Annotated in this window: 22 protein-coding genes; 11 read left to right on the top strand and 11 right to left on the bottom strand. The window is 73.0% G+C overall.

Features of this window, described 5'->3' with window-relative positions; translation table 11 throughout:
• The first annotated feature begins 142 nt into the window (after positions 1–142).
• On the top strand, positions 143–652 hold the full coding sequence (locus tag ACIBI4_RS24945) for a hypothetical protein (RefSeq protein WP_399206243.1): 510 nt from the start codon (positions 143–145) through the stop codon (positions 650–652).
• Between the two features lie 103 nt (positions 653–755).
• On the opposite strand, the gene ACIBI4_RS24940 is transcribed toward ACIBI4_RS24945, so the two are convergent.
• The 5 genes from ACIBI4_RS24940 to ACIBI4_RS24920 form a co-directional block, all read right to left on the bottom strand.
• On the bottom strand, positions 756–1,844 hold the full coding sequence (locus ACIBI4_RS24940) for an SPFH domain-containing protein (RefSeq protein WP_399206242.1): 1,089 nt from the start codon (positions 1,842–1,844) through the stop codon (positions 756–758).
• Positions 1,845–1,929: 85 nt separating this feature from the next.
• A complete protein-coding gene (locus tag ACIBI4_RS24935) occupies positions 1,930–2,367 on the bottom strand; it encodes an NfeD family protein (protein ID WP_399206241.1) in 438 nt (145 codons plus the stop codon).
• A 251-nt stretch (positions 2,368–2,618) separates the two neighbouring features.
• Complete coding sequence (locus tag ACIBI4_RS24930) at positions 2,619–4,592, bottom strand: ABC transporter permease (RefSeq protein WP_399206240.1); 1,974 nt, start codon at positions 4,590–4,592, stop codon at positions 2,619–2,621.
• An 81-nt stretch (positions 4,593–4,673) separates the two neighbouring features.
• A complete protein-coding gene (modA, locus tag ACIBI4_RS24925) occupies positions 4,674–5,474 on the bottom strand; it encodes a molybdate ABC transporter substrate-binding protein (protein WP_399206239.1) in 801 nt (266 codons plus the stop codon).
• A 138-nt stretch (positions 5,475–5,612) separates the two neighbouring features.
• The gene (locus ACIBI4_RS24920) at positions 5,613–6,008 is read right to left on the bottom strand and encodes a molybdopterin-binding protein (RefSeq protein WP_399206238.1); all 396 of its coding nucleotides are present in this window, start codon (positions 6,006–6,008) and stop codon (positions 5,613–5,615) included.
• A 203-nt stretch (positions 6,009–6,211) separates the two neighbouring features.
• Between ACIBI4_RS24920 and ACIBI4_RS24915 the strand changes: the two genes are divergently transcribed.
• From ACIBI4_RS24915 to ACIBI4_RS24885, 7 genes are all read left to right on the top strand, one after another.
• Positions 6,212–6,697: a BlaI/MecI/CopY family transcriptional regulator gene (locus tag ACIBI4_RS24915; protein WP_399206236.1), complete on the top strand. Its 486-nt coding sequence runs from the start codon at positions 6,212–6,214 to the stop codon at positions 6,695–6,697.
• A 4-nt stretch (positions 6,698–6,701) separates the two neighbouring features.
• A complete protein-coding gene (locus tag ACIBI4_RS24910) occupies positions 6,702–7,643 on the top strand; it encodes a M56 family metallopeptidase (protein ID WP_399206235.1) in 942 nt (313 codons plus the stop codon).
• A gap of 274 nt (positions 7,644–7,917) precedes the next feature.
• Positions 7,918–9,309, top strand: coding sequence for a hemolysin family protein (locus ACIBI4_RS24905; protein WP_399206234.1), 1,392 nt, complete (start codon positions 7,918–7,920; stop codon positions 9,307–9,309).
• Positions 9,306–10,328, top strand: coding sequence for a hemolysin family protein (locus ACIBI4_RS24900; RefSeq protein WP_399206233.1), 1,023 nt, complete (start codon positions 9,306–9,308; stop codon positions 10,326–10,328). The genes ACIBI4_RS24905 and ACIBI4_RS24900 overlap by 4 nt, the downstream gene beginning before the upstream one ends.
• A gap of 175 nt (positions 10,329–10,503) precedes the next feature.
• Positions 10,504–11,844: a hemolysin family protein gene (locus ACIBI4_RS24895; protein ID WP_399206232.1), complete on the top strand. Its 1,341-nt coding sequence runs from the start codon at positions 10,504–10,506 to the stop codon at positions 11,842–11,844.
• Positions 11,841–12,860, top strand: coding sequence for a hemolysin family protein (locus ACIBI4_RS24890; protein WP_399206231.1), 1,020 nt, complete (start codon positions 11,841–11,843; stop codon positions 12,858–12,860). The genes ACIBI4_RS24895 and ACIBI4_RS24890 overlap by 4 nt, the downstream gene beginning before the upstream one ends.
• 164 nt (positions 12,861–13,024) lie before the next feature.
• Positions 13,025–13,513 (top strand): DUF664 domain-containing protein, encoded by a 489-nt coding sequence (locus ACIBI4_RS24885; RefSeq protein ID WP_399206230.1) that lies wholly within the window; start codon positions 13,025–13,027, stop codon positions 13,511–13,513.
• A 7-nt stretch (positions 13,514–13,520) separates the two neighbouring features.
• Here ACIBI4_RS24885 and ACIBI4_RS24880 read toward each other — a convergent pair whose 3' ends face one another.
• Entirely contained in the window at positions 13,521–15,392 is a 1,872-nt protein-coding gene (locus tag ACIBI4_RS24880) for a potassium channel family protein (RefSeq protein WP_399206386.1), read from the bottom strand.
• Between the two features lie 271 nt (positions 15,393–15,663).
• On the opposite strand from ACIBI4_RS24880, the gene ACIBI4_RS24875 reads away from it, so the two are divergent.
• Entirely contained in the window at positions 15,664–15,960 is a 297-nt protein-coding gene (locus tag ACIBI4_RS24875; protein WP_399206229.1) for a hypothetical protein, read from the top strand.
• Positions 15,961–16,049: 89 nt separating this feature from the next.
• On the opposite strand, the gene ACIBI4_RS24870 is transcribed toward ACIBI4_RS24875, so the two are convergent.
• The 3 genes from ACIBI4_RS24870 to ACIBI4_RS24860 all read right to left on the bottom strand — a co-directional run bounded on the left by ACIBI4_RS24870 (position 16,050) and on the right by ACIBI4_RS24860 (position 20,169).
• Positions 16,050–17,942, bottom strand: a complete 1,893-nt coding sequence (locus ACIBI4_RS24870; protein WP_399206228.1) for a DUF2264 domain-containing protein — start codon at positions 17,940–17,942, stop codon at positions 16,050–16,052.
• Complete coding sequence (locus ACIBI4_RS24865) at positions 17,939–18,964, bottom strand: hydroxyacid dehydrogenase (protein WP_399206227.1); 1,026 nt, start codon at positions 18,962–18,964, stop codon at positions 17,939–17,941. The genes ACIBI4_RS24870 and ACIBI4_RS24865 overlap by 4 nt, the downstream gene beginning before the upstream one ends.
• Before the next feature lie 98 nt (positions 18,965–19,062).
• Positions 19,063–20,169 carry a substrate-binding domain-containing protein gene (locus tag ACIBI4_RS24860; RefSeq protein ID WP_399206226.1) on the bottom strand — a complete coding sequence of 369 codons (1,107 nt, stop codon included), beginning with the start codon at positions 20,167–20,169 and terminating at the stop codon, positions 19,063–19,065.
• Between the two features lie 139 nt (positions 20,170–20,308).
• Between ACIBI4_RS24860 and ACIBI4_RS24855 the strand changes: the two genes are divergently transcribed.
• A complete protein-coding gene (locus ACIBI4_RS24855) occupies positions 20,309–20,782 on the top strand; it encodes an SRPBCC family protein (RefSeq protein WP_399206225.1) in 474 nt (157 codons plus the stop codon).
• 73 nt (positions 20,783–20,855) lie between these two features.
• On the opposite strand, the gene ACIBI4_RS24850 is transcribed toward ACIBI4_RS24855, so the two are convergent.
• Positions 20,856–23,357: a tetratricopeptide repeat protein gene (locus ACIBI4_RS24850; RefSeq protein ID WP_399206224.1), complete on the bottom strand. Its 2,502-nt coding sequence runs from the start codon at positions 23,355–23,357 to the stop codon at positions 20,856–20,858.
• A gap of 191 nt (positions 23,358–23,548) precedes the next feature.
• Between ACIBI4_RS24850 and ACIBI4_RS24845 the strand changes: the two genes are divergently transcribed.
• Positions 23,549–24,004, top strand: coding sequence for a carboxymuconolactone decarboxylase family protein (locus ACIBI4_RS24845; RefSeq protein WP_399206223.1), 456 nt, complete (start codon positions 23,549–23,551; stop codon positions 24,002–24,004).
• Between the two features lie 27 nt (positions 24,005–24,031).
• Here the strand turns inward: ACIBI4_RS24845 and ACIBI4_RS24840 are convergent, their stop codons facing one another.
• Entirely contained in the window at positions 24,032–26,047 is a 2,016-nt protein-coding gene (locus tag ACIBI4_RS24840) for a galactose oxidase-like domain-containing protein (protein ID WP_399206222.1), read from the bottom strand.
• Between the last annotated feature and the right edge of the window lie 7 nt (positions 26,048–26,054).

Here is a 26,054-nt window from a genome sequence, read left to right as displayed (position 1 = left end):
GCGCGCGTACCGCATGGGGGGCGGGTTCGCCGGTCCTTGCAGCAGGGGCGAAGCAGTTGGCGGGGCGGGCCGGTTGGGCCCAGAGTTCACCGGAGTACACAGGAGCGGCGCACCAAGGCCGCTCGGAAACGGGGGAAACGACATGCGATTCGCACGCAAACCGGCCATGGCGGCCATGGGTGTCGCGCTCGCCACCGGGGCGATGCTGGGCACCGCGGGGACGGCGCACGCCGCCGGGATGAGCATGACCAGCCCGCAGTACAAGTCGACGAGCGGATGTCCTTGCACCATCGGGGACTACCACGACGGTACGCACTACAAGCACGACGCGGGCGGCAAGGGCGGCCGCGCGTACTTCAAGAAGAGCGGGGTCTCGGGCTATACGGGGAAGGTCGAGTTCCACCCGTACAACGAGGAGATCTGGCTGTACGACACCCGCAACGACAACGACACCGTCTACGTCCGGTACATGTACTACCGGATCATCGACGGTGTCGCGCGGCCGTACTGGAGCGGTTGGGCCGAGCCCAAGAACGGCCGCGGCCCGGCCATCGACGCCTCCATCTCCGAGGGCAAGCCCGTGACGGTCGTCGTGTACGACACCAGGGGCGATACGTCGAGCAGCATCGGCTCTCTCAAGGTCACGGCCTGACCGAGGGCTGTCCGACCCCGGCCGACAGAGGGTCGCCGGCCGGCCGGCGGGTCCCGTCGCCGTCGCACTCGGCGGGACCCGCCACGTCCGGCCCGGCCCGCGCCTACTCGTCCGCCGCACGCTCCGGCAACTGACCCGCCCGCTCCGGCAGCTGTCCCGTCCGCGCCGCCTCCGCCTCGGCCTTGGCGTCGTCGACCACGGCGGCCGCCTGGCGGGCGACCTCGTCGGCGGCGGCCGCGGCGCCGAGCGCCAGGGTGGAGCCCGGCTCCAGTTCGGGGTCGGGCGAGGGGGCCTCGGTGGTGGGGGAGGCGGGGGCGGCGTCCTTCTGGTCGCCGAACGCCGAGGTCACCGTACGGATCGCCTCGGTGAGCTCGCCGGGGATCACCCAGAACGTGTTGTTGTCGCTGCGCGCCAAGTGCGGCAGCGTTTCCAGGTACTTGTACGCGAGGACCTTGGCGTCGGCGTTGTTGCGGTGCACCGCCTGGAAGACGCGCTCCACCGCCTTCGCCTCGCCGTCGGCCCGCAGGATCATGGCCTGCTGGGTGCCCTGCGCCTCCAGGATGTCCTTCTGCTTCGTGCCTTCCGCCGTGAGGATCTTGGCCTGGCGCTCGCCCTCCGCGTGCAGGATCGCCGCGCGCTTGTCGCGCTCGGCCCGCATCTGCTTCTCCATCGCCTCCTTGATGGTGTGCGGCGGGTCGATGGCCTTGATCTCGACGCGGTTGACGCGGATGCCCCACTTGCCGGTGGCGTCGTCGAGCACCGTGCGCAGCCGGGTGTTGATCTCCTCGCGAGAGGTGAGCGTCTCCTCCAGGTCCATGCTGCCGATGACGTTGCGCAGCGTCGTGACGGTGAGCTGGTCGATGGCCTGCAGATAGTCAGCGACCTCGTACGCCGCCGCCCGCGGGTCGGTGATCTGGTAGTAGAGGACGGTGTCGATGTTCACGACGAGGTTGTCCTCGGTGATCACCGGCTTGGGGTCGGAGGAATACACCTGCTCGCGGACGTCGAGCTTGGTGTTGATGCGGTCCGCCACCGGCAGCACGAAGTTCAGGCCGGGCTGCAGCGTGCGCCGGTAGCGGCCGAAGCGCTCGATGTTGTAGCGGCGTGCCTGCGGGACGATCCGTACCGTCGCGGCCACCAGGAAGATCACGACGAGAGCTGCCACGAGAATCGGGATGACGAGCGGGTCCATGGTTCCCTCCGTAGCTCTGGAGTCGGCAGGTGGCGTCGGCGGGGAAAGGCCGGTGGCGCGGGGCGCCGTCAGTCGGCGGGCCCCGTCACGGCAGCAGCTCCCGCGGGTAGACGACGGCGGTGGCCCCCTGGATCTCCATCACGTCCACCAGCGACCCCACCGGGATCACATGGGTCTCGTCGAAGGCGCGGGCCGACCACTCCTCGCCCGAGATCTTGATCAGTCCGTGGGTCGCCGTGACCTCGCGCGTGACCTCGCCGCGCTTGCCGATCAGCGCGTCGCTGCCCTCGTACGTGAGCGGCTGCCGCTGCATGGCCCGCAGCACGATGGGGCGGCCGATGACAAGCCCGGCCGCCGCGGCCGCCGCGAGCGCCACCAGCTGTCCCAGCAGCCCGACCCCCACCCCGGACACGACGGCGGCGACCAGCGCCGCGCCGGCCAGCAGTCCGAACACCAGCGTCAGCGTGAAGAACTCCGCCGCGCCGAGCACCCCGGCTGCGAGCAGCCACACGAACCACGGCATGGGATCAGCCTCCTCCCGGCTCCCGCGGGGGACTTATCCACCACGCTACGCCGCGGAACCCGGACAGAACAGACTGATCGCACCCCCACGGTGCCCACGGACCACCGGAATCACGGCCTCCGGCCCCGTCGGTCCCGCGTGCCCCGTCCCAGTGGCCTCACGGGCCCCAGCAGACCCGGGCCTGCCACGGCACCGGCAGGCCCGGCAGGCCCGGCAGGCCTGGCAGCCCCGGCCGTCCGAGGCAGGCCCGCTCAGGTCGTGACCAGCGTGACCTCGGTCGCCTTGACGCTGGTGAAGACGGACGTGCCGTCCGCGAGCCCCAGCTCGGCCGCCGCCTGCGGGGTGATCTCGGCGACGAGGTCCGGTGACGTGTCCCCGGCGACGAGGACCCGCAGCCGGCTGCCCACCGCGGTGATCTCGCGGACCGTGCCCGGCCACACGTTGCGCGGGCTGCCCTCGGGGTGCGTACGGTGCAGCGAGACGGCCTCGGGGGCGATGATCGCCAGCGCTTCCGTGCCCGCGGGCAGCGGATCCGCGGCCACCAGACGTCCGCCGTCGGCCAGTTGGAGCTGACCGTCCGAAGTGCCGGTTCCGGCCAGGGCGTTGCGGCCCAGCATCCTGGCCACCCATGGCGAGCGGGGGTGGCGGGTGACCTCGGCGGGCGGCGCGTCCTGGAGGGTGCGGCCGTCGGCGAGGACGAGGACGCGGTCGGCCAGCGAGACCGCCTCGACCGGGTCGTGCGTGACGATCAGGCAGACCCCGCCGAAGCCCGCGAGGTGTGTACGGAGGGTGTGGCGGACATGTGCGCGGGTGGTCTGGTCGAGGGCCGCGAGGGGTTCGTCGAGGAGGAGAAGGCGGGGGCTGGGCGCCAACGCGCGGGCGAGCGCGACGCGTTGGGCCTGTCCGCCGGAGAGCTGGTGTGGTCTGCGCTGGGCGAGGTGGCCGACACCGAGCCGGTCCAGCCACTGGCGGGCGCGTCGGCGGGCCTCTGCGCGCGGGACGCCGTGCGCACGCAGCCCGTACGCGGTGTTGGACAGGGCGCTCAGGTGCGGGAAGAGCGCGCCGTCCTGCGGCACCCAGGCGACGCCGCGCCTGTGCGGCGGCAGTGCTGTCACGTCGGTATCGCCCAGCTTCAGTCCGGCGTGGGCGCGCGGGGTGAGGCCGAGGAGGGCCCGGAGCAGGGTGGTCTTGCCCGCGCCGTTCTCGCCGACGACCGCGATGGTGGTGCCCGGCTCGGCGTCCAGGGTCAGCTCGGTGAAGCCGGTGAGATCCGCGTGCAGGGGCCAGCGGTCGGTGGCCCGAGGCGGCTGCGCGGCTGCGGACCCCGCCTCCGCCGGAACCGCGGTGGTCTCATCTGGCTCGGGCACGTGACCCGCAGGGTCCGCGGACGCCCGACGCCCCGTGCGGTCCGCCGCACCCCCCGTCCATCGTCCTCGCAGCGCGATGAGGACGCCCATCGCGATGACGAGCAGCAGCAGCGATACGGAGGTCGCGGCCTCGGGCTGGTCCTGCATCAGCAGATAGACCTGGAGCGGCAGGGTCTGTGTGGTGCCGGGCAGATTGCCCGCGAAGGTGATCGTCGCGCCGAACTCGCCGAGCGCCCGCGCCCAGGTCAGGGCCGCACCGGCGGCGAGTCCGGGCGCGACGATGGGCAGGGTCACGGTGAAGAACACCCGCACGGGTGAGGCGCCGAGCGAGGCGGCGGTTTCCTCGTAGGAGGGGCGCAGCCCGGCGAGCGCGCCTTCCAGGCTGATCACCAGGAACGGCATCGCCACGAACGTGGCCGCGATGACCGCGCCCGCCGTGCTGAACGGAAGCACGATGCCGAAGGTGTCCTCCAGCCACGGCCCGAGCAGCCCGCGCCGCCCGAAGCCGAGCAGCAGCGCCACACCGCCGACCGTCGGCGGAAGCACCATCGGCAGCAGTACGAGGGAGCGGACCAGCGCCTTGCCCGGGAAGTCCACCCGGGCCAGGAGCCAGGCCAGCGGGACGCCGAGGACCAGCGCCAGACCGAGCGCCCAGAAGGACACGTACAGCGAGAGCTTGAGCGCCTCCGTGGTGCCCGGGCTGGTCAGATGGCCGCCGAGCTCGCCCCAGTCGGTGCGGGCGAGGATCCCGAGCAGCGGCAGCAGCAGGAACGCGACGGCGAGCACCGCCGGGACGGCCAGGGCCACAGGGGTACGGGGGCCGGGCCGTCGGGGTGTGCGCCTGGTGGTGCTCTTCATCGCGGGGTTCCTGCCGGTTCGTACGGGGCGATCAACCGGGAACGTATACGGGGGACTTGCCCGTACCCTCCCGCCACACTGTTACGGCTGCTGGAAGCCGGCGTCCGCGAGGATCTTCCGCGCCTCGGCCGAGGACAGCCACTTCACGAACTCGGCCGCGGCGTCGGTGTTCCTGGATGCCTTGAGGGTGGCGGCCGGGTAGGCGGCGATGGCGTTCTGGTCGTCGGGGATGTCGACGCCCTCGGCCTTGCCGTCGGCGGCGGTGATGTCGGTCTTGTAGACGATGCCCGCGTCGGCCTCACCGAGTTCGACCTTCGACAGGACGGCCCGCACGTTCGGCTCCTGCGAGACCGGCTTGACGGTCAGCTTCCGCGCGTCGAGTACCTGCTGGCTGTAGCGGCCGACCGGCACCTCGGGCGCGGCGAGCACGACCTTCAGCCCGCTCTTCTCGAGGTCCTTCAGGTCCTTCACGTTCTCCGGGTTGCCCTTGCCGACCGCGATGACCAGGCGGTTCCTGGCGATGACGGCGGGGGTGCCGGTGTCGTCCTTGAGGCCGTCCATGGTCTTCTCGTCCGCGGTGACCAGCACGTCGGCGGGGGAGCCCTGCTTGACCTGCGCGGCGAGCTCCTGCGAGCCGGCGAAGGAGAACGTCACGGTGGTGCCGGGATGCGCCTTCTCGTACGCGGCGCCCGCGGTCTTGAACACATCGGTGAGCGAGGCGGCGGCGAGCACCGTCAGCTCGGTCTTCTGTCCGTCCTTCTTCGTGCCGGCGGTGTCGCTGCCGTTGTCCTTCGTGCCGTTGCCGCAGGCGGCCAGCGGGACGAGGACGGCCGCGGTGAGCGCGGCGGCGGTGATACGGCGACGGGTGAACAGCGGGGACATGGCGGAACTCCTCGGATCCGCACGCCGGACGAGCGGCGCGCGAGCGACAGGGCCCGAAGGCCGGAGGGACCAGCCGTGCCGGGGGACGGGCGGCGCGACAAGGACGTGACTGCGGCGGTGCGACGACGCAGGTGGTGCTCAGGTGCGGTCGATGTGCACGCTGGTCGACTTCACGCGGGCGGTGGCCCGCATGCCGACCTCGAGACCGAGCTCCTCGACCGCCTCACGGGTCAGCAGCGACACGAGCCGGTGCGGGCCCGCCTGGATCTCGACCTGGGCGGCCACGTCGCCGAGCTTCACGGCGGTGACGATCCCGGGGAACGCGTTGCGGGCGGAGGTGTACGACGCGTCCTCCTCCTCGCTGCCGCTCTGTGCGACCTCGATGGAGAAGGCGGCCAGATCCCGCCCGTCGATCATGCGCCGGCCGCTCTCGTCGCGATGGGTGGCGACCCGGCCGGCGTCGGCCCAGCGCCGCGCGGTGTCCGGGCTGACGCCCAGCAGACGTGCGGCCTGGCCGATCGTGTAGGACTGCATGTGCGCCACGTTAGAGCCATCAGCCTCGCATTTACAACTCTCCGGCGGAATCTCCATGGCAGGTGCCAGGCTCCTGGATGATCGCCCCACGATTGAGAGCTCGCTCGCGCCGCGGCCCGCGCGGCTCCGGCCGTACACCCCCTGATCAGTACGATGTGGGCTTGCACGCCGCGCAGGGGCGGACCGGTCGGAGGGAGGCGGGGATGGGGGCCAGGGGTGAGAGCGGTGATCGTTCCCGGCGACGGGGGCAGGGGGAGCTCGAAGGCCAGGTGCTGGCCGTGCTCGGGACCGCCGGAAAGCCCGTTTCCGCCGGGTGGGTCCAGGAGCGGCTCGGCGGGGACCTCGCCTACACGACCGTCCTGACGATCCTGGCGCGGCTGATGGCGAAGGACGCCGTCACGCGTGAGCGCGACGGACGGTCGTTCGTCTGGACCTCCGCCGCCGACGAGGCGGGACTCGCCGCACTGCGGATGCGCAAAGTGCTCGACGGCGAGAACGACCGCGAGGCGGTGCTCGCCAGCTTCGTCACCGCACTGCCGCCGGGCGACGAGCGGCTGCTGCGGGAGCTGCTCGGCCAGGCGGAGGCGGACGAAGAGCCGGACCTGGGGGAGGGCCTGGATCCGGAGGCGGACGCCGACGCCCACGACGAGCCCGGTGGGGACGGACCGGGCCGGGAGGCGGGCGGCTGACGCCATGGGAGTCTTCGTCTTCCTGCCGCTGGTCCTGCCGCTGTCGGCCTGGCCGGTCGCCCGGCTCGCCGAGCACCATCTGCACCCGCGCACCGCGACCCGGCTGCTCACCGCCGTCGCCGCCGTCATGGCGCTGTGCAGCACGCTGTGCCTGGGGCTCCTGATGGTCGTCGGCACCGCACAGCTGCCCGGCAACCCGCTGCCCGACGGCTGGTCCGACCCCGAGGTGCGCCAGGCCGTCCCGTACGACGAGATCGCGGGCAAGGCGGCCATCCCCGCGCTGCTCGCCGTCGCGCTGGTCTGCGGCCGGCTGGCATGGCGGCACCGCCGTGTCCGCCGGCGCGCGCAGGCCGCACTCGGCGAGCTGCCCGGCCGCGGCGTCGCGGTGCTGCCCGACGCCGAACCGTACGCGTACGCGTTGCCCGGGGGCGGGCGCGCGGGAAGGGGCCGGATCGTCGTCACCACCGGGCTGCTGCGGCAGCTCGCGGCGGGGGAGCGGCGGGCCCTGTTCGCGCACGAGCGCGCGCATCTCGCGGCGGGTCACCACCGGTACCTGCTGGCGGTCCAGCTCGCCGCGCGCGCCAACCCGTTCCTGCGGCCGCTGCGGACGGCGGTCGCCTACACCGCCGAGCGCTGGGCCGACGAGGAGTCGGCCCGCGTGGTGGGTGAGCGCAGGGTCGTGGCCCGCGCGATCGGCAAGGCCGCGCTGCTCTCGCGCGGCGCCCCGGTGCCGAGCCTCGCGGGCTTCGCCGCGCCCGGCCCCGTACCGCGTCGAGTTGCCGCCCTGCTCGGGCCCGCGCCGGCGCTCCGGGTCCGGCCGCCCGCGTTCACCGCGATGGGCCTCGCCCTGTGGGCCGCGGCGGCGGGCACCCTGCTCTCGGCGATGTCCTCCGCGAACTCGGCGGTCACGATGGTGCTGATCCTGCGGGCCGCGACGCCGTTGTAGGACGGGCGGCCGTGCCGCCTCGCGCGCACCCGTCGCACCCGCCCCAACCTCTACGGTGATGTAGAAATCAGCAGGCCGGGAACATCCAGCAGGCCCCGTGCGTTTTCTACACCTGCGTAGAACAATGGTGGCCCGCCGCCGCACCGCGCGGTCCCGAGTGCCGCGCCGACCCGAGAAGGAGTGAACGACCCGCGATGGGTGAACCTCCCAGTACCAGCTGTGCCCTGCCCTGCCCGTCCACCGGATCGAGCCAATGGGGATCGGGGGTGGCGCGGTGAGTGAAGTGCTGTTGCTGGTGCTCGCGGTCGTGCTCACGCTGGCCTGCGCGGTCTTCGTCGCGGCCGAGTTCTCGCTGACCACCGTCGAACGCGGCGCCCTGGAACAGGCGGCCGAGGCGGGCGAGCGGGGCGCGGGCGGTGCGCTGCGCGCCGTACGGTCGCTGACGCTCCAGCTCTCCGGCGCGCAGCTCGGCATCACCGTCACCTCGCTGGTGATCGGCATGCTCGCCGAGCCTTCCCTGGCCTCGCTGCTGCGCGGCCCCCTGACGGCGCTCGGCCTCGGCGGCGCGGCCTCCACCGTCGCCACGGTGCTCGGGGTGGCGCTCTCCACCGTCGTCCTGATGGTCGTCGGCGAGCTGGTCCCGAAGAACTGGGCGATCTCCCGCCCGCTCGCCGTCGCCAAGGTCGTCGCGGGCCCGCAGCGCGGATTCACCACGGCGTTCGGCCCGTTCATCCGCCATCTCAACGGCACCGCGAACCGTTTCGTACGCCGCCTCGGCCTCGAACCCGCCGAGGAACTTGCCTCCGTCCGCACCCCCGACGAGCTCATCGCCCTCGCCAGGCACTCCGCGGCCGAAGGCGCCCTCGAAGAGGACGCGGCCGAACTGTTCGTGCGCACCCTGCACTTGAGCGAGCTCAGCGCGGAGAACGTGATGACGCCGCGCGTGGACGTCCGCGCGCTGGAGGCGCACACCACGGCCGCCGACGCCGCGAACCTCACGTACGCCACCGGCCTGTCCCGCTTCCCCGTCTACCGGGGCGGCCTCGACGAGGTCATCGGCACCGTGCACATCCGCGACGTCCTCGCCCTCGAACCGGCCGAGCGCGCCACCACCCCGATCACCGCCCTGGTCACCGACCCGCTCCTGGTCCCCGACAGCCTGCCCGCCGACCGGCTCCTGGAGCGGCTGCGGGCGACCCGCACGATGGCGATCGTCATCGACGAGTACGGAGGGACGGCCGGGGTCGCCACGGTCGAGGACATCGTCGAGGAGGTCGTCGGCGAGGTCCGCGACGAGCACGACCCCGTCGAGACCCCTGATCTGCGCCCCGCCGGCACGGACGCCACGGGCCGTGTGCAGTGGGAGGCCGAGGGCGGCGCCCGGATGGACCAGCTCGCCGGGATCGGACTGCGCGCCCCGGAGGGGCCGTACGAGACCGTGGCCGGTCTGGTCGCCACCCGTCTGTCGCGCATCCCCGACCAGGGGGACGCCCTGGACGTCGGCGGCTGGCGCGTGGACGTGCTCGCGGTCGAGCACCACCGGGCCGGCCGCGTGCGGATCACCGCACCGGCCATGTCACCTGATGCCGCCGCGGCGGCCGCCGTGCCGGCACCGGACGCACCGGACACACCGGACGCCCCGATGGCCCAGGAGGCCCTGCGATGACCACCCTCCAGCTGGCCATCGGCGCCCTCACCCTCCTCACCAACGCGTTCTTCGTCGGCGCCGAGTTCGCGCTGATCTCCGTGCGCCGCAGCCAGATCGAGCCGTACGCGCACGACGGCAACAAGCGCGCCCGGCTCACGCTGTGGGGCCTCGAACACCTCTCGGCCCTGATGGCCACCGCCCAACTGGGCATCACCGTCTCGTCGCTGGTCCTCGGCGCCGTCGCCGAACCCGCCATCGCGCACCTCATGGAGCCCGTCTTCGAGGCGGCGCACGTGCCCGGTGCGCTCGTCCACCCGATCGCGTTCGTGCTCGCCCTGACCGTGGCCACGTATCTGCACATGCTGATCGGCGAGATGATCCCGAAGAACATCGCGCTGGCCGCCCCCGCCCGCACCGCGCTGCTGCTCGGCCCGCCGCTCGTCGCGCTCACCCGCACGCTGCGTCCGGTGGTCTTCGGCATCAACGCCTTCGCCAACGCGCTGCTGCGGCTGCTCCGGGTCGAGCCCAAGGACGAGGTCGAGTCGGTGTTCACCGACGACCAGCTCGCCCGCATGGTGGCCGACTCCAGCGAGGCGGGGCTGCTCGCGCCCGCCGACGGCGAGCGGCTGCGCGACGCCCTGGAGCTGGGCACGCGCCCGGTCGGCGAGATCCTGGTGCCGGCCGGCAGGTTCCTGACGGTCGGCGCGGAGATCACCCCCGCGCGCCTGGAGCGGGTGGCCGCCGGTGCCGGGTTCTCGCGCTTCCCGGTGACCGGCGCCGGCGGTGCGCTGCTCGGCTATCTGCACATCAAGGACACCCTCGGCGCCGCCGACCGCGACCTGCCGTTCCCGCCCGACGCCTTCCACGCCGTGACCCGCGTCCGCATCGACACCCCGCTGGACGACACGCTCACGGCGCTGCGCGCGGAGGGCAGCCATCTGGCCGCGGTGACCGGCGACAAGGGCACCGTCCTCGGCTTCGTCACGATGGAGGACGTGCTGTCCGAGCTGGTCGGCCCGGCGCCCGCCCTGGCGTGAGCCCCGCCCCTGATCCGCTCGCCGGCCCCCAGGCCCGGCGAGCGGAGGCGCCGCACGCCGAGGGCGCCGAGAATCGATCCCACGAGCCACCCGTCCCGCCCCCGTCACCCACGTATCGGAGAGACTCCTTGTCCGCCAGACCGACGGACCTCGCCCCCGCCCACCGGGGCACCCCATGCTGAGCGCCGCCCTCGGACTGCTCGCCGTGCTCGTCCTGACCGCCGGCACCGGCTACTTCGTCGCCCAGGAATTCGCGTACGTCGCCGCCGACCGTCTCGCGCTCGCCCGGGAGGCCGAGGCGGGGGACAAGCGGGCGGCCCGGGCCCTGAAGGTCCTCGCCCGCCTGTCGTTCATGCTGTCCGGCGCCCAGCTGGGCATCACCGTGACCGGTCTGGTCGTCGGCTTCCTCGCCGAACCCTCCGTGTCCGGGCTCCTGAAACCCCTGCTCGACGGCAGCGGACTCTCCGCCGGCACGATCTCCGTGATCTCCGTCGTCGTGGGCTTCGTGGTGGCGACCGTGCTGCAGATGGTGCTCGGCGAACTGGCGCCCAAGAACCTCGCGCTCGCGGTCCCGGAGCGTCTCGCCAAGGCGCTGGCCGCCTCCACGCTCGCGTATCTCAAGGTCGTCGGCCCCGTCGTGCATGTCTTCGACTCGGTGGCGAACCGGCTGCTCCGCAAGGTCGGCATCGAGCCCGTCGAGGAGCTCCACCACGGCGCCACCCTGGAGGAGCTCGGCCATCTCATCGGCGAGTCCCACGAGGAGGGCCATCTGCCCCGGCACACGGCCGAACTCCTCGACCACGCCCTGGAGTTCTCCGAGCGCACCCTGGGCGAGGTCCTCATCCCGCGCGCCGATGTCACCTTCGTCCGCAAGGACGCCACCGCCGACGAGGCGGTCGGCCTGATCGCGGCGCACGGGCACTCCAACTACCCGGTCATGGGCGACCACCCCGACGACGTGGCGGGTGTGCTCGGCGTACGGGAGCTGATGCGGCTGCCCGCCGCCCGCTTCGAGCGGGTCACGGCCGGCGAACTGGCCCGCCGCCCCCTCCTGCTGCCCGACACCCTGCCGCTGCCGGACGCGGTGACGCGGATGCGGGAGCGCGACGACGAGTTCGCCGTCGTGCTGGACGAGCACGGTGGAGTCGCGGGCATCGTCACCTACGAGGACATCGCGGAGGAACTCGTCGGCGACATCGCCGACGAGTCCGACCGGGTCGTCGAGATCGCCGTCGCCGACGGACCCGGCTGGCTGGTCGACGCGGGCCGCCGCCTCGACGAGGTCGCCGAGGCCACCGGCATCGAGCTGCCCGAGGAGGAGGACTACGACACCGTGGCCGGCCTGATCATCGACCGCCTCGGCCGCTTCCCGGCCATCGGCGACCACCTCAGCGTCGAACTGCCGGACGGCGGGCGCGCCGCGGTCGACGTCCTCACACTCGACCGCCACGTACCCGAGACGGTGCGCCTGCGTACGGAACCCGCGGCGGCCGCCGGCGAGGAGGACCCGGCATGAGCTTCCCCATGGCCCTCTTCGTGACGCTGCTGCTCCTGGTCGGCAGCGGCTTCTTCGTCGCCGCCGAGTTCGCCCTCGTCGCCGCCAGGCGGCACCGCGTCGAACAGGCGGCGGCCGCCGGGCAGCGCGGCGCCAAGGCCGCGCTCGCCGGGATGCGCGAGCTGTCCCTGATGCTGGCGGGCGCCCAGCTCGGCATCACGCTCTGCACCCTGGGTCTCGGCGCGGTCTCCAAACCGGCCATCTCCCACGAGCTCGACCCGCTCCTTGCGGACCTCGGGCTGCCCGCGGGGCTGAGCTACGGCATCGCGTTCGCCGTCGCCATGATCCTTGTCGTGTTCCTGCACATGGTGGTCGGTGAGATGGCGCCCAAGTCGTGGGCCATCGCCCACCCGGAGCGCTCGGCGATGCTGCTCACCCCGGCCTTCCGCGCGATCGTCAAGGCCGTACGGCCCCTGCTCTGGGTCCTCAACAAGGTGAGCAACGCGCTGGTACGGCTGTGCCGCGTCACCCCGCGCGACGAGCTGGCCTCCGTGCACAACCGCGAGCAGCTCACCCACCTCGTCGAGGAGTCGGAGCGCCTCGGCCTCATCAGCGAGGCCGACTCGGGCCTCCTGACCCGCTCGCTCACCGCACCCCAGACACCCATCTCCGCGCTGCTGGTGCCGACGGCCGCGATCACCTGGGCACCCGCCGCGGCGGACGCCGAGGAGATCCTGCGGATCGCCGCGGACAGCGACCGCACTCGGCTTCTCGTGCGGGGCGACGGCGGCGTCCTCGGTTCCGTGCACGCCCGCGACGTCCTGGTCGCCCGGGCCCGCGGCCGCTCGGCCACGGCGGGCGCACTGGCCCGCCCGGTCGCGGAGTTGAAGCCCACGGACACGGTCGCCCACGCGGTGGAGGAACTCCGCCGCCACCGCGCCACCCTCGCAGTGGTCCGCGACCCCGCGGGCCACCTCTCGGGCCTCGTCAGCCTGGACGACCTGCTGGCGCGGCTGTTGCATCAGGATGCGGTGTGAGGGTGGCGGCGTGGGGCGGCTCGGTGTCCGCCGTCTGCTGAAGCGTGCGGCGGTGTATCGAGAGCCGTCGTGCGGGCGGTTTGCCGGAACGGCAAGTCCGTTGGCCGGGGCCGCCGCCCGCTGCCGACACTGGGGGTCCACCGCCGCTGAAGGAGGCGCACCCCATGCCCCGCACCACCCGGCGCGACCAGCCACCGCCCCGTACCGCCGACAGCGAAGCCGACGTCCTGCGCGGATTCCTCGACTACCTGCGCAGCTCGGTCGCCGCGAAGGTCGCCGGCGCGCCCGAACCCGAGGTCCGCGGCGCCCAGGTGCCCTCGGGCACCAACCTCCTCGGGCTGCTGCACCACCTCGACCACGTGGAGCGCGCGACGTTCCTCGGCGAACGGATCACGAACTGGCAGGCGACCTTCCAGGCGCCGCCGCAGGACACCGTCGAGGACGTCGTCGCCCGCTACGAGGAGACGGTCCGCCGCGCCAACGCGGTCCTCGACCGCTGCACCGACCTCGCCGCCCCCGTCCCCACCGCCCCCGCCGGCCGCCGCGCCCCCAGCGCCCGCTGGGCTCTGGTGCACCTCATCGAGGAGACCGGCCGCCATGCGGGCCACGCGGACATCCTGCGCGAACGGATCGACGGCGCGACCGGACGCTGAAGGCGCCCTACTGCGGACCGGCCGTGCGCGGCGCCGCCACCCGGCCCGACTCCTGCCGGTGCCCGAGCAGTTCGGCCAGGCCACGCCGCGTCGCCGCGACCACCACACGGTCCTGCGCGGTGAGCATCTGCCCGGGATGCAGATCCCATACGAGGCCCGAGGCATGGCCCTGGGAGTACGGGGACGGGCCGGCGGAGAGGTCGGGCAGGCGCTGCGCGGGGGCCGAGGTGTCCAGGGCGACCACGCGCCACGCGCCGGGCCGGAAGGCCTCGGCGACCGTACGGTCCCGCAGTTCGGCGTGGTCGGCGACATCCAGCGCGGCGAACAGCAGCACCTTGCGCTCCACCGGGATCGCGCCCAGGATCGAGCGTCCCATCATCGCCCCGGCGAACGCGGGCGCGGCCAGCGTCGTGACGCTGCGGCTGCGGGTGTTGGCGCCGGGGTGCGCGGCGCGCAGGGTGCGGAAGACGGCCGTGGCGAACTCGTCGTCGTACAGCCGCAGGACGACCCCCAGATCCGGCTTGACCGACCGTGCGTACAGGGACGCCTCCAGGTTCGTCGTGTCGACGCTGGTCAGCGCGAGCAGGGCGTGCGCGCGGTGGATCTTCGCCGCCTCCAGGACGCCCTCCTCGGTCACGTCACCGAGCACCACCGGCACGCGGAGACGCCGTGCGTGCGGGATGCCGCGCGCCTCCGGGTCCTCCTCGACGCAGACGACGGGGATGTCGAGCTCCCGCAGCCGGGTCAGGACACGGGTGCCGATCTTGCCGAGGCCGAGCAGCACGACATGGCCGGAGAGTCCGCGCGGCGGGCGCCGCAGCGCCGAGGCCGTACGGAACGTGCCGAACGCCTCCAGGGCGGCGGCCAGCAGGACCGGGAGCAGCAGCAACCCGGCCAGCGCGGCGAGCAGTTGGAGGATCTGGCGGCTGTGCGGCTGGTCCGTCGCGGGATCGTTGAGCGCGAACAGGTCGAGCAGCGTCAGATACGTGGCGTGCAGCGGGTGGTCTTTCGTGGTGATCCACGACGCGACCGCGAGGCCGAGCACCGCGGCCAGGAGACCGGCCAGCGACCAGCGCAGCCGTCGCGAGAACAGTTCCCGCAGCGGAGCGCTGCGCCCGGCGAGGCGGCCCGGCGCGACCGGCGGCGCGAGGTGGCGGACGGCCTGCAGGACGACGGTGCCGCGCCCGGCCGCCGCCTCCACCGCCGCGTCATCGGGCAGCAGTTGGGGCCCGTCCTCGCCTCGCGTGCCGGACAGCAGCGCCAGCGTGCACAGTCCGTCGGAGGCCGTCCCGTCGCGGCCCGGCTGCTGCTCGACGGCCTGCAGCAGCAGCCCGTCGGCCTGCAGCACCTTGCGTGTGCCGGCCACCGCGGCGGCGGCCAGGGCGGGGGCGGCGGTGTCGGCATCGGAGAGCACCGTCGTCGACACGTCCCGCGTGGCGAGCTCCGGATCCGCCAGCAACGCCGCCTGATCCAGCAGCTCGGCCAGATGCTGGCCCAGCTTCCGGTTGTACAGCCGGATCACGAGCCGCAGTCGCGGGTTGAGCCGGCGGGCGGCGAGCGCCGCGCGGATATTGGTCTCGTCGTCGTCGTTCACCAGCGCGAGCGCGGCCGCCCGCGCGACGCCCGCCTCGGCGAGCACCTCGTCCGTGAGCTCGGCGGCCTCGAGGAGCCGCTCCCCGTTCGCCGTCTGGGGCGCCCCGCCGCGCCCGAGCGCCGCCGAGAACCGCCCGAGCAGCGCCCCGGCCCGCTCCCGCCCGGTGAGCGGCAGTGGCGCCCGGCTCCCCGCGGGCGGCACCACAAGCGTCACCCGCTCCCGGTACACCTCCCGCAACTCCCCGGCCAGCCGCTGGGCCAGCGCATCATCACCGCACACAACCATGCGGCCGGGCACGTCGGTTGGGGCCTCAGGAAGATCGGACACGTTGCTGAAGGGTGCCGTATGGGGGGTGGTGCTGCCAAGGGTGGGCGGGGTGGGCGGAGTGTCGGGCTCCTGCCGGCCGCCCGCCCTTGCCGACTCGCCCGAACGCGCCGAGGGCACGCCCTGCGCGGCCGCAGGGAGGCAGGATGCCTGGCGGCGGACACCTCTCGTGTTCCCGCCGCCGGGCACCCTGCCGCCCAGGGTTGCGACGCACACCCACCAGGAGCACCGCATGACCACCGCACACGCCCCCCACGCCGCCCACGCCCACCAGCACGGCGACGGCTGCGGGCACGTGGCGTTCCCGCACGGGGACCACATGGACTACGCGCACGACGGCCATCTGCACCGCGTCCACGAGGACCACATCGACGAGTGCGAACCGGCCGCCCACAGCACCCACACCGACCACGCCCACCAGCACGGCGCGGACTGCGGCCACGTCGCCGTACCGCACGGCGACCACGTCGACTACGTGCACGACGGCCACCGGCACGCGGGGCACGACGGGCACTGGGACGACCACTGAGCCCGAGTGATTCCCCCGACGGAGCACGTGGTGCGTGACGCGGCGTGAACTAGCCGGTGGGGGCGGGCCGTTGGCGGTCCGCCCCCTTGTCATGCGTGGGTGACGGTCACCGGGCCGAACGAGATCCGGGTGCGTGCGCCATCGGCCCAGCCGACCTGCACCTCCCGCGCGGACGCGGTGGTCTTCTCGACCACCCCGCCCAGGGCGACCGGCGTCCCCGTGAGCGCCGCGAGGCAGGCATACAGCCCGTTCCCGCCCTCCCCGCTCAGCCGCGGCACCACCGCCCACCGCGTGAACGCCGTCCCCTGCGGCGCCCGTTGCTCGTCCGCCGCCGACCATCCGTACAGCGGATGCAGTCCGGATCCGAGCCCCTCCTCCGGCCCGACCGCCCACCCCGTCTGCTCCACCCGCGCTCCGGGCGGTGCGCCGAGGACCCGGTGCACGCGCAGCTCGTACGGTCCGTACGCGACCGTCACCGACTCGACCCGCAGCCCGGGCACCATCGGCGGGCCCGACGGGAACACCGGCCGGTGCCACGAGGCCGCCCAGCCCCAGCCGTCCCCGCCGCCCGCGCCGAGCGGATGGATCCGGCGCCGGACGCTGCGTACTCCGTCACCAGACGTCGGGGCGAGCGAGACGGCGAAGTGGTTGTCGGCCGTGTTGGCGGCCGAAGTGGGGCCGGTGCGGGTCGAATAGTGCTGACGGCCGTAGAGCGGATCGTCCTGCGCCGCGGACTCGCCCTCCTCGGGCCGTACGTGATCACTGCCGTGGTTGTGCACGCGCACGATCCCGTCGGCCCGCGTGCTGTGCACCAGGAGGCCGGGGGCGGGCAGCGCGAGGCAGTGGTCCTCGCTCTCGCTGGGCGCGGGCTCCTCCTCGGCCGTCCACAGCGGATCGTCCTCGCCCGCGAGCAGACAGACGAACGCCTTCGAGGCCCAATAGGGCGAGGCGGGACCGGAGTAGCGCTGGAGCGAGGCCTCGTGCGCGCCGTGCCAGCCGAGAGTCAGCAGACCGTCCGCGTCCACCGAGCCGCGGTCGAGGAAGTAGCGCAACGAGCCGCTGATCAGGCGGCGGGAGGTGCCGGGGCTCCACGGGGTGTCGCCCGTGACCGCGCCGAGCCCCACGGCCGACGCGGCCGCGAACCGGTACGTGAGCGAACGGCCCATGTACAGCGGCGCCCCGTCCCCGCCGAACAGCAGCCCGAAGCCCGCCAGATGCTCCCGCAGCCGCTCCCCGTGCACCCCGGACCCCGACCCCGCCAGCTGCGCGTCGAGCAGCGGATACAGGTGCAGTGCCCAGCCGTTGTAGTGGTCGAAGGCCCGTCCGTCGCCGTCCGCGTACCAGCCGTCACCCCGGTACCAGCTCTCCAGGAGCTCGAGACCGCGCTCGCGCGCCCGCGCCGTCTCGGCGTCCCCGCGGCCCACGGACTCCAGGAACCCGGCGACCGTGAACGGGAAGAGGTACCAGTTGTTGGGCGCGGGGAGCCGGCGCAGCGCACCCCGCAGCCAGTCCTCGGCACGGTCCTGCACAGCGCCGTCCAGACGGTCCCACAGCCACGGCCGGGTCATCCGCAGTCCGAGTGCCACGGACGCGGACTCGACCATCGGCTGGCCCGCCACGTGGATGTCGCGGATGACCGGCCACGACTCCGTGTCGTCGCGCCCGGGCGTACGGGTACCGGCGGCGAGCCCTTCGGCGTACCGCTCCAACCAGCCGTGCGGATCGGCCCCTCGGGCCCCCGCGACGCGGAATCCGGCCGCCAGGAACGTACGGGCATACCCTTCCAGGCCGTCCGAGCGCACCCCGGACTGCGACGGTCTGCCCGGCAGATCGAGCAGCGCGCCGCCCGGAGTGGCCCACCGCCATGCCGAATCGACGAGACCGTCGGCGACGGCCTCCCAGTGCGCGCGCGTGCAGCCGGTGCGGGGGCTGAGGGTGCGGTCCTCCGGGGGCAGGGCGAATGCGGGCGTCGCAACGCTCATGCGAGGAAGGCCGATCGTTCACGTCCTACGGAATGGGCGAAGCCGTCGCCCGCGGCCCAGCGCCGCAGCTCCTCGACCGCGAGGTCGGTGAGGCGTGCCCACTCGTTGCCCTGGGAGCCGGCGAGATGGGGGGTGAGCGTGACGTTCGGGCAGGTCCAGAGCGGGTGCTCGGGGGGCAGCGGTTCGGGGTCGGTCACATCCAGTACGGCGCGTATCCGGCCGGCGAGAGCTGCCTCGGTGAGCGCGTCGTGGTCGACGACGGGACCGCGCGCGGTGTTGATCAGCACGGCGTCGTGCCGCAGCGCACCGATCAGCTCCCGGCTGACAAGGCCATGCGTCCCGGGCAGCAGCGGACTGTGCACGCTGACCGTGTCGCTGAGCGCGAACAGCTCGTCCAGGCCCATGAGTTCGGCGCCGAGCGCGGTCGCCTCGTCGGCCGTGACGAACGGGTCGTACAGGAGGATCCGCAGATCGTACGGGCGCAGCAGCTCGATCACGCGACGGCCGATCAGCGACGCGGACAGAATGCCGACCGTACGCCGGTAGTTGCCCACGCTGTACGGCACGAGCGACCAGTCGACCGCCGTGCGCGCGGTGCGGAAGCCGCTGGTGGTCTCCAGGACGCGTTTGCCGCTGAGCAGGATCATCGCGACCGTGTACTCGGCGACGGGCAGCGCGTTGGCCGCGGCGGCCGAGGTGATCTCGATCCCGCGCTCCCAGGCGGCGTCGGTCATCAGGCCGCGTACCGAACCGGCCGTGTGTACGACCGACCTGAGCCGGGGCGCGGCGGCGAGCACGTCCGAGTCGAGGGGCGGACAGCCCCAGCCGGTGATCAGTACCTCGGTCGTGCTCAGGACCTCCCTGGCCGCCGGACTGCCGAACTCGTGCAGGGGCTCCGGCGCGAGCGCACAGACCTCGTCGAAGGCCGCGACGGCCTCCGGGGTGAGGAGCGCACGGGCAGCGCCGGGGGAGAAGGCGAAGGCCGCGGAGGGCCTTTCCGGCGTACGGGGAATTGCAGGCATTCGGGATTCCCTTGGCTGCTGATGACGTACGGGAATCGTCGGTCGCTGCCGGGCCGGGGTCAATGCGGCGAAGATCCGAAAGGGAAACAGTCAAACGATCAGAGAGGGTCTGCGCAGAGCCCGGTCGACTCCCGTACCTCCAGCCGCGGCAGCAGCTCAAGGCGCTGCGTCGGCCAGACGCCCACGCCCGCCGCCACCTCCCCGATCCGCCGCAGCAGCAACTCGGCGGCCATCCGGCCCACTTCGGCCTTGGGCGGCGCGACGGCCGTCAGCGGGGGATCGGCGAGAGCAGCCACCACATCGTCGTACGCGATCATGGAGCAGTCCTCGGGGACCCGCACCCCTGCCCGTGTCAACTGACGCACAAGCACCAGGGCATCGGCGTCACTGTGGCCGATCACCCCGGTCGCACCCTGTCCGGCCAGTACGGCCGTGAGGTCGACCCCGCGCCCCGACGCGTGCGGGGCGGATCCCGCGTCGGGGGAGCTGAGGACCGTACCGGCGGACACGACCCCGGGCCGCTGCGCCACCACCGTGTCGAAGGCCGCGCGCACGGCCCGCGCGGTGGGGCTGTCGTCGCGCGCGGCGAGGAGGATCCGCCGGTGGCCGAGGGCGAGGAGGTGGCCGACCGCGAGCCCGATTCCGTACCGGTGGTCGGAACAGACCGAGTCGAGCGTGGCCAGCGGACTGTCCGGGCCGGGGCGGCGTTCGAGCAGCACGGTCGGTACGCCGGTGTCCGCGAGCCATGCCGCATCGGCCTCCTCGGCGGCTCTGCTGCGCCACCGCGGGGCGACGATCAGACCGCGCGCCCCTTCCGTGAGCGCCCGCTCGACCAGCTGCCGCTCGGTCCCCACGTCGGCGCGCGGCACGGTGTGCACGGCGATCCGCAGGCCCGCGCCTTCCAGCACGCGGCGCGCGCCGTACAGCGCTTCGTTGAGGTACGAGTGGAGCTCGGGGACGATGAGCGCGACGGTGGTGCCGGAAGGCAGGGCGGACTCGGAGACGGTGGCCGCCGGGCCGCCGATGGCCCGCACGACCCCGTGCGCCCTCCGGAGCTGCCCGGCCCTGGCCAGCTCCTCCGCGTCCCGTCGTGCGGTGACCACGGAGACGCCCAGTTCGGCGGCGAGTTCCCGCAGGCCGACCTCGCCGCGCGCAAGCACGGCGGCAAGCAGCCGGCGCCGCCGGCTCGCCACGGACTCCCGCATCGTTCTCCCCACCAGGCTGTGCGTCCGGCGAGCATACGGCGAGGCCAGGTGCAGAGGGGTGGCCGGTGCCGGGCGGATGCCCTGTCCCCGTGAAGATGGCCGGTGTCGTCGTCGCACACCCCGCCGCCTGGAGTCCCCCATGATCCGCTTCGAGACCGTCACCCGCATCGCCGCCCCACCGGAAGCCGTCTTCGACCTCTCCCTGGACGTCGATGTGCACACCGCGTCGATGGCCGACAGCTCCGAACGGATCGTCGGCGGGGTGGGCGCGGGCCGGATGCAACTGGGGGAGACCGTCACCTGGCGGGCCCGGCACTTCGGTGTGCCGTGGCGGATGACCTCGCGGATCAGCGCGTACGACCGCCCGTCGCACTTCGTGGACGAGCAGGTGGCGGGCCCGTTCGCACGATGGGTGCACACGCATGACTTCGCCCCGGACGAGGCGGGACAGGGCACGGTGATGCGCGACACCGTCGAATTCGCCGCCCCTTTCGGCCCGTTGGGCACCCTGGCCGAGGCCGCCGTCCTCGGCCGGTACATGCGGCGGCTCATCGAGCGCCGCAATGAGCACCTCCGGGAGCTGGCGGAAGCGCCACGCCCGCCCGCCTCCTGACAGCGGCACCCGCCCGTGCACCACCGCAGGCGCCTACGCCACCGCAGGAGCTCCTACACCACCGCAGGCGCCCCTACACCACCGCCAACTCCCCACGAAGCCCCTGCCCCGCCTCCCGATGCCGCCCTGCCGCTTCGGGATCCGTCTCCTCCAGGAGGAGGGACAGGCCCTCGTGGGCGAGTGCCTCCGCGTGGCGGTTGCCGGTGCGGGGGGCCAGGGCCAAGGCCTCCGTGTGGAGGGCCAGGGACTCCGTCAGGAGGCCCGCCAAGCGGCAGGTCTCCGCGTAGTCGTTGAGGAAGTGGATCTTCCAGTGGTGTTCGAAGAGGGCGTCGAGGAGCGCGAAGGCCTCGCGATGCGCCGCGAGGGCCTCCTCGTGGCGGCCCATGCGGCGCAGGGCCACGCCCAGGCAGTTGAGGGACCAGGCCTCGTTGTGCGGGTGGCGGTCCTCGCGGGCGACTGTGAGGGCGTGCTGCAGATGGTCCACGGCCTCGTCGGGGGAGTCCGGCGCGAGTGCGACGCCGAGCGTGATCCGGGCCGTCAGGGCCGGGGGCCAGGCGGGATCCGTGTGCGGTACGGCCAGGGCCTCGCGCGCGAGACGGGCCGCCTCCTCGTGATGCCCCAGCTGGAGCAGCGCCCACGCCTCGTACGCCCTGGCGTGAGCCGCCCCGGTCGCGGACCCTGCCTCCTCGTACAGGCCGGCCGCCTGCCGGAAGAGCCCGAGCGGCTCGGTGACCTGGCCCTCGTCCCACTTCAAGTAGCCGAGCCGCATCGTCAGTTCGGCGCGTGAGCGCAGATCGCCCGTCTCGGCCACGAGGGGGAGCGCCGAGGCGTACGCGGCATCCGCCTCCGCCATCCTCCCCGCGTTGTAGCGCGCGAACCCGAGGTCGCTGTGCGCCTCCGCGAGCTGCCACGGGTCGCCGAGCCGGCGGGCGGCGGTGAGCGAGCGCTCGAAGAGGAAGTTGAGGTGCGTGGTGCCGCAGCGGCGCGCGAAGTACGTCCGCATGAAGCGCGGCAGCTCGCACACATGCCGGTCGGCGCCCGTCGCGACCGCCGCCTCGAAGGCCGCGATCAGGTTCGTGTACTCGTTCATGTACCAGCCGAGCGCCGCCCGCTTGTCGGCGAACGAAGGCACCGAAGCGGGCGGTTCACCGGCCGACGGCCCCCGCGTACCCGCGAGGAACGGCATCGCCGCATCCGCCGCCGCGGCCGTGTGCACGTAGTGGTCGAGGACCCGCCGCAGCGCCTTCTCGCGCAGCGCCGCCGGATCCTGCACCGCACCGGCCCGCCGCGCGTGCTGGTGCACGAGGTCGTGCAGCCGGTAGCGGCCCGGCGAGCGCTCCTGCACGAGATGCGCGTCGAGCAGATCCTCCAGCATCTCCCGCGCCGCGCGCGGCGGCACATCGGCGAGCGCCCCCGCCACATACATGTCGAAGGTCTCCCCGGGCACGAGCCCAAGGAGACGGAACAGCCGCCCCGTCGCATGGTCCAACTGCCGTACGGACATGGCGAGCGCCGTGTCGAACTCGCCCGGCCCCTCCGCGAGCCGCTCCACGAGCACCCCGACCGTCCAGCCGGGCCGGTGCCGCAGCCGCGCCGCCGCGAGCCGCAGCGCCAGCGGCAACTGCCCGCACAGCCGCAGCACTTCGGCCGTCGCCCCCGGATCCCGGCCGAGCCGGCTCTCCGGCCCACCCGCGTCACCGCTGGCCCGGCGCAGCAGCTCCGCGCTCTCCTCGGGCGTGAGGACCTCCAGCGAGACCGGCGGTACCTCGTCCAGACCCACCAGCCGGTTCCTGCTGGTGATCAGGGCCACCGAGGCTCCCGCCCCGGGCAGCAGCGGCCGCACCTGCTCCGCGTCGGCAGCGTTGTCGAGCACGATCACGGCCCGCCGGTGCGCCAGTTCCGCCCGCCACACGGCGGCGAGCGGCTCGACTCCGCCCTCCTGCGGAATCCGCTCGGAGGGCACGCCGAGCGCGGAGAGCAGCGCCCGCAGCGCCGGATCCGCACCGAGCGGCTCGCGGCCCTCCGTGAAGCCGTGCAGATCCAGGTAGAGCTGCGCCTGGGGAAAGGTGTCCGCGAGCCGGTGCGCCGCGTGCACGGCGAGACAGGTCTTGCCGACCCCCGCCATCCCGTCCACGGCGACCACCCGATGCGCCTCCACGGCATCGAGCACGGCGGCGAGCTGCTTCTCGCGCCCGGTGAAGTCCGCCACGTCCCGCGGCAGATCATTGCGCGGCGGCGGAACGTCCTTCGGTCCGGCGGCCGGAGCGGGCAGCGGGGGAGTGACCAGCCGGCTGGAGCGCGGCGGCGCGGGCAGCGGACTCGACGACCGCTCCCACACCGGCCGCAGCGGCCGCGGATCACGCCGTACGACCTTGCACAGCGCGAGCACCGCGGGCCACGGCGGCACGGTCTGCCCGCCCAGATACCGCGACAGCGACGACGAGCTCAGCCCGGCCTCGCGCGCCAGCGCCCGCACCCCATGCCCCGAGAACTCCTGCAACGCCCTCAGCCGCGCCGCCAGCTCATCCCGCGGATCACCCTTCGCCCTTGCCGGACCCGTACCCACACGCCCCACCCCGTCTCCTGTCCCGCCCCACAGGAAGTTTTCCCGCCGCCAACTCCCCTGTCCAGGCCCGTTGTTCCTGTCCCACGCTGTCCCACGCCCATCGCCGGGCCACCCCCACCCGGGCTGTTATGGAGTCACACCCCGACGACAGCGGGGGACAACGAAAGACCGGGAGACCGGCCCACTTGGAGGAGAACACCATGCAGTCTCGTATGCAGAACCCCGCCGCCCTGCTCCCCGGTTCCATGGAGTCCATCCAGGGCCTGTTCAAGGCCGTGCACTCCGGCGGAGTCGACGCCCACATCCTGGAGCTCGTGCACCTGCGGGCCAGCCAGATCAACGGCTGCAGCGCCTGCGTCGACGGCGGCACCAAGACCGCCCGCAAGGCCGGCGTCAGCGACGAGCAGCTCGCCACCGTCGTCGCCTGGCGCGAGGCCCCCTACTTCTCGGACGAGGAGCGCGCCGCCCTCGCCCTCGCCGAGTCCGCAACACGCCTCGCGGACCGCCCGGACGCGGTCGCCGACGAGATCTGGGACGAGGCGGCCGCGTACTTCGACGAGAAGCAGCTCGCCGCGATCATCATGATGATCGGCGTCACGAACCTGTTCAACCGCCTCAACGCCACGACCCGCCAGATCGCCGGGGCCTGGGGCTGAGCGATGGCAGGGGACCACGAGCCGGCGCTAGTCCAGCGCCGGCTCCGGATCCTCCTCCGTCGTCTCATGCGCCGGCGCGTCCGCCGCGACCGGCACATGCAGCCACACCGCCTCCGACGGCACCCCGCGCCCGTCGACCGCCGTCAGCATGTACCAGCCGGGCGGCACCAGGGCCGGATTCTCCGGGAGCGTCACTTCCACACCCGTCTCCGTCCGCTCGAAGTCCACGGCGATGGAACGCTGTTCGACGTTCGTGACGTGCGTGAACGAGCCCGGTCTGATCAGCCGCATCCGCTCGATCGCCCGCGGATCGTCACTGTCGTACGCCACCGTCGCACCGAGCTTCACGGTCCGCCGGGCGCCCTCCGGGTCCCGCAGCACCGGGCGGGCGCCGCCCTGGTGGAGGTACGGAGGGGTGTACAGCTCCAGGCTCTGCTCGAACGTCGCCTTCTTCGAGTTGGCCTTGTCCGAGAAGAGCGAGTCCGAGCCGAAGGTCATCACGCGCCCGTCGGGCAGCAGCAGTCCGCCGGAGTGGTAGTTGCGGCCCACCAGCGGGTCCGCGGCCGGCTTGAACTCGTTCGTCCGCGGGTCGTAGAGCGACGCCTTCAGGACGTTGCTGTCGGACTTCCCGCGGTAGTCCCCGGAGCCGTTCGTCGTCAGGACGGTGTCGTCGGGCAGCACCACACTGCTCGGATAGCGCGCCTTCTCGTACAGCCGCGGCCCGTCGCGGAACCGCGGCTCGTCCTCCGTGAGGTCCACCAGCCGCGTCCGGTCCGTCGACTTCGGAGACTCACCGACCCCGCCCCCGCCGAGCACCATGTAGCGCTGTTCCTGCGCGGGCGGGAGAAGGACGGACATCGAGGTTTCGAGGAGCTGCGGATCGCTGATCCCCGGGACCTTCGTGAACGCGTTGCTGTCCAGATCCCAGATCCCCGGCTCGCGTCCCTCGTCGTCGGGCCCGTAGCCCGCATTGGAGCCGGTGTAGAAGATCCGCCCGTCGGAGGCGAGGAAGAGCGCGGGATACGTGGGGAAGAACCGCGACTCCGGCAGGAACTCCCAGTCCTTCGTACGGGAGTCGTAGATCTCGTTCTTGCCCGGTACGACCTGCCCGATCTCGTCGAGCCCGGACACCGAGAGCACCTTGCCGTCCTCCAGTGTGGTCAGCGTCGGATACCAGCGGGCCTCGTGCATCGGGTCGACCTGCACGTACTTCTCGGCCACCGGGTCGAACTCGAAGGTGTCCTTGATCCCCTGGAAGTCCTTCTTGTCGAACGACAGCTTCTGCGCGATCCCGTAGATGTTCTCCTTCTCGTCGCCTACGAGCCCCTCGACCGCGTACTGGTCCTGCGTCCCGGTCTGGTGCTCCGCCCCTTTTTCCAGCGCCTCGACGTACACGCGCGCGGTGGACACGGTCACCTCGGCCTCACCCGTCACCGGGTCGGTCTTCTTCTTGGCCCGCGGGACGACGATGTTCGCGTGCGACGCGAAGGTCTTGCCGCTCTCACGGCCGGTGAAACGGGTGCCCTTCGGCAGGGTCTTCGGCGCGTCCGGGTCCTCGTTGTGGACGATCATCAGGCCGCCGGCCTTCTCGACATCGCCCTCCAGCGTCTCGTACCGCTGTGTACCCCCCGCCACCAGGAGCCTGCCGTCCGGGAGTTGGGTGTGGCCCGCGCAGAACAGGTCGGCGGGCGTGGGGATGTTCTTGAACGTGTTCTCCGCCGGATCCCACAGGACCGAACGGAAGGTCTTCGCGTCGAACTGCTTGGCGTCGTTGCCCGAGCCCGCCACGAGCAGCACCTTGCCGGTGTGCAGGAGCGCCGCGTGGATCGTGTTGATCCGGTACTCCTTCGGCACGTCCACGAGGCTCCACTGTCCCCGCTCGGCCTTGTACCCGGGCCGGCCGATCTCATACGAGTGGTAGCGGGAGGAGGCGAAATCGTAGACGGCGGGCGCGTTGGTCGCCCCGAGCACGAGCACGGCGCCCGTGCCGAGCAGGACCCTGGAGGTGCGGCGGCTCAGGCGGCGGCGTTTCGGCTCCGGCATACGGTGC

It is taken from the genome of Streptomyces sp. NPDC050418 (assembly GCF_044458745.1).
Taxonomy (GTDB): Bacteria; Actinomycetota; Actinomycetes; order Streptomycetales; family Streptomycetaceae; genus Streptomyces.
Note: the sequence above shows the minus strand (reverse complement) of the source record. Positions and strands in the feature narration are given on the sequence as shown.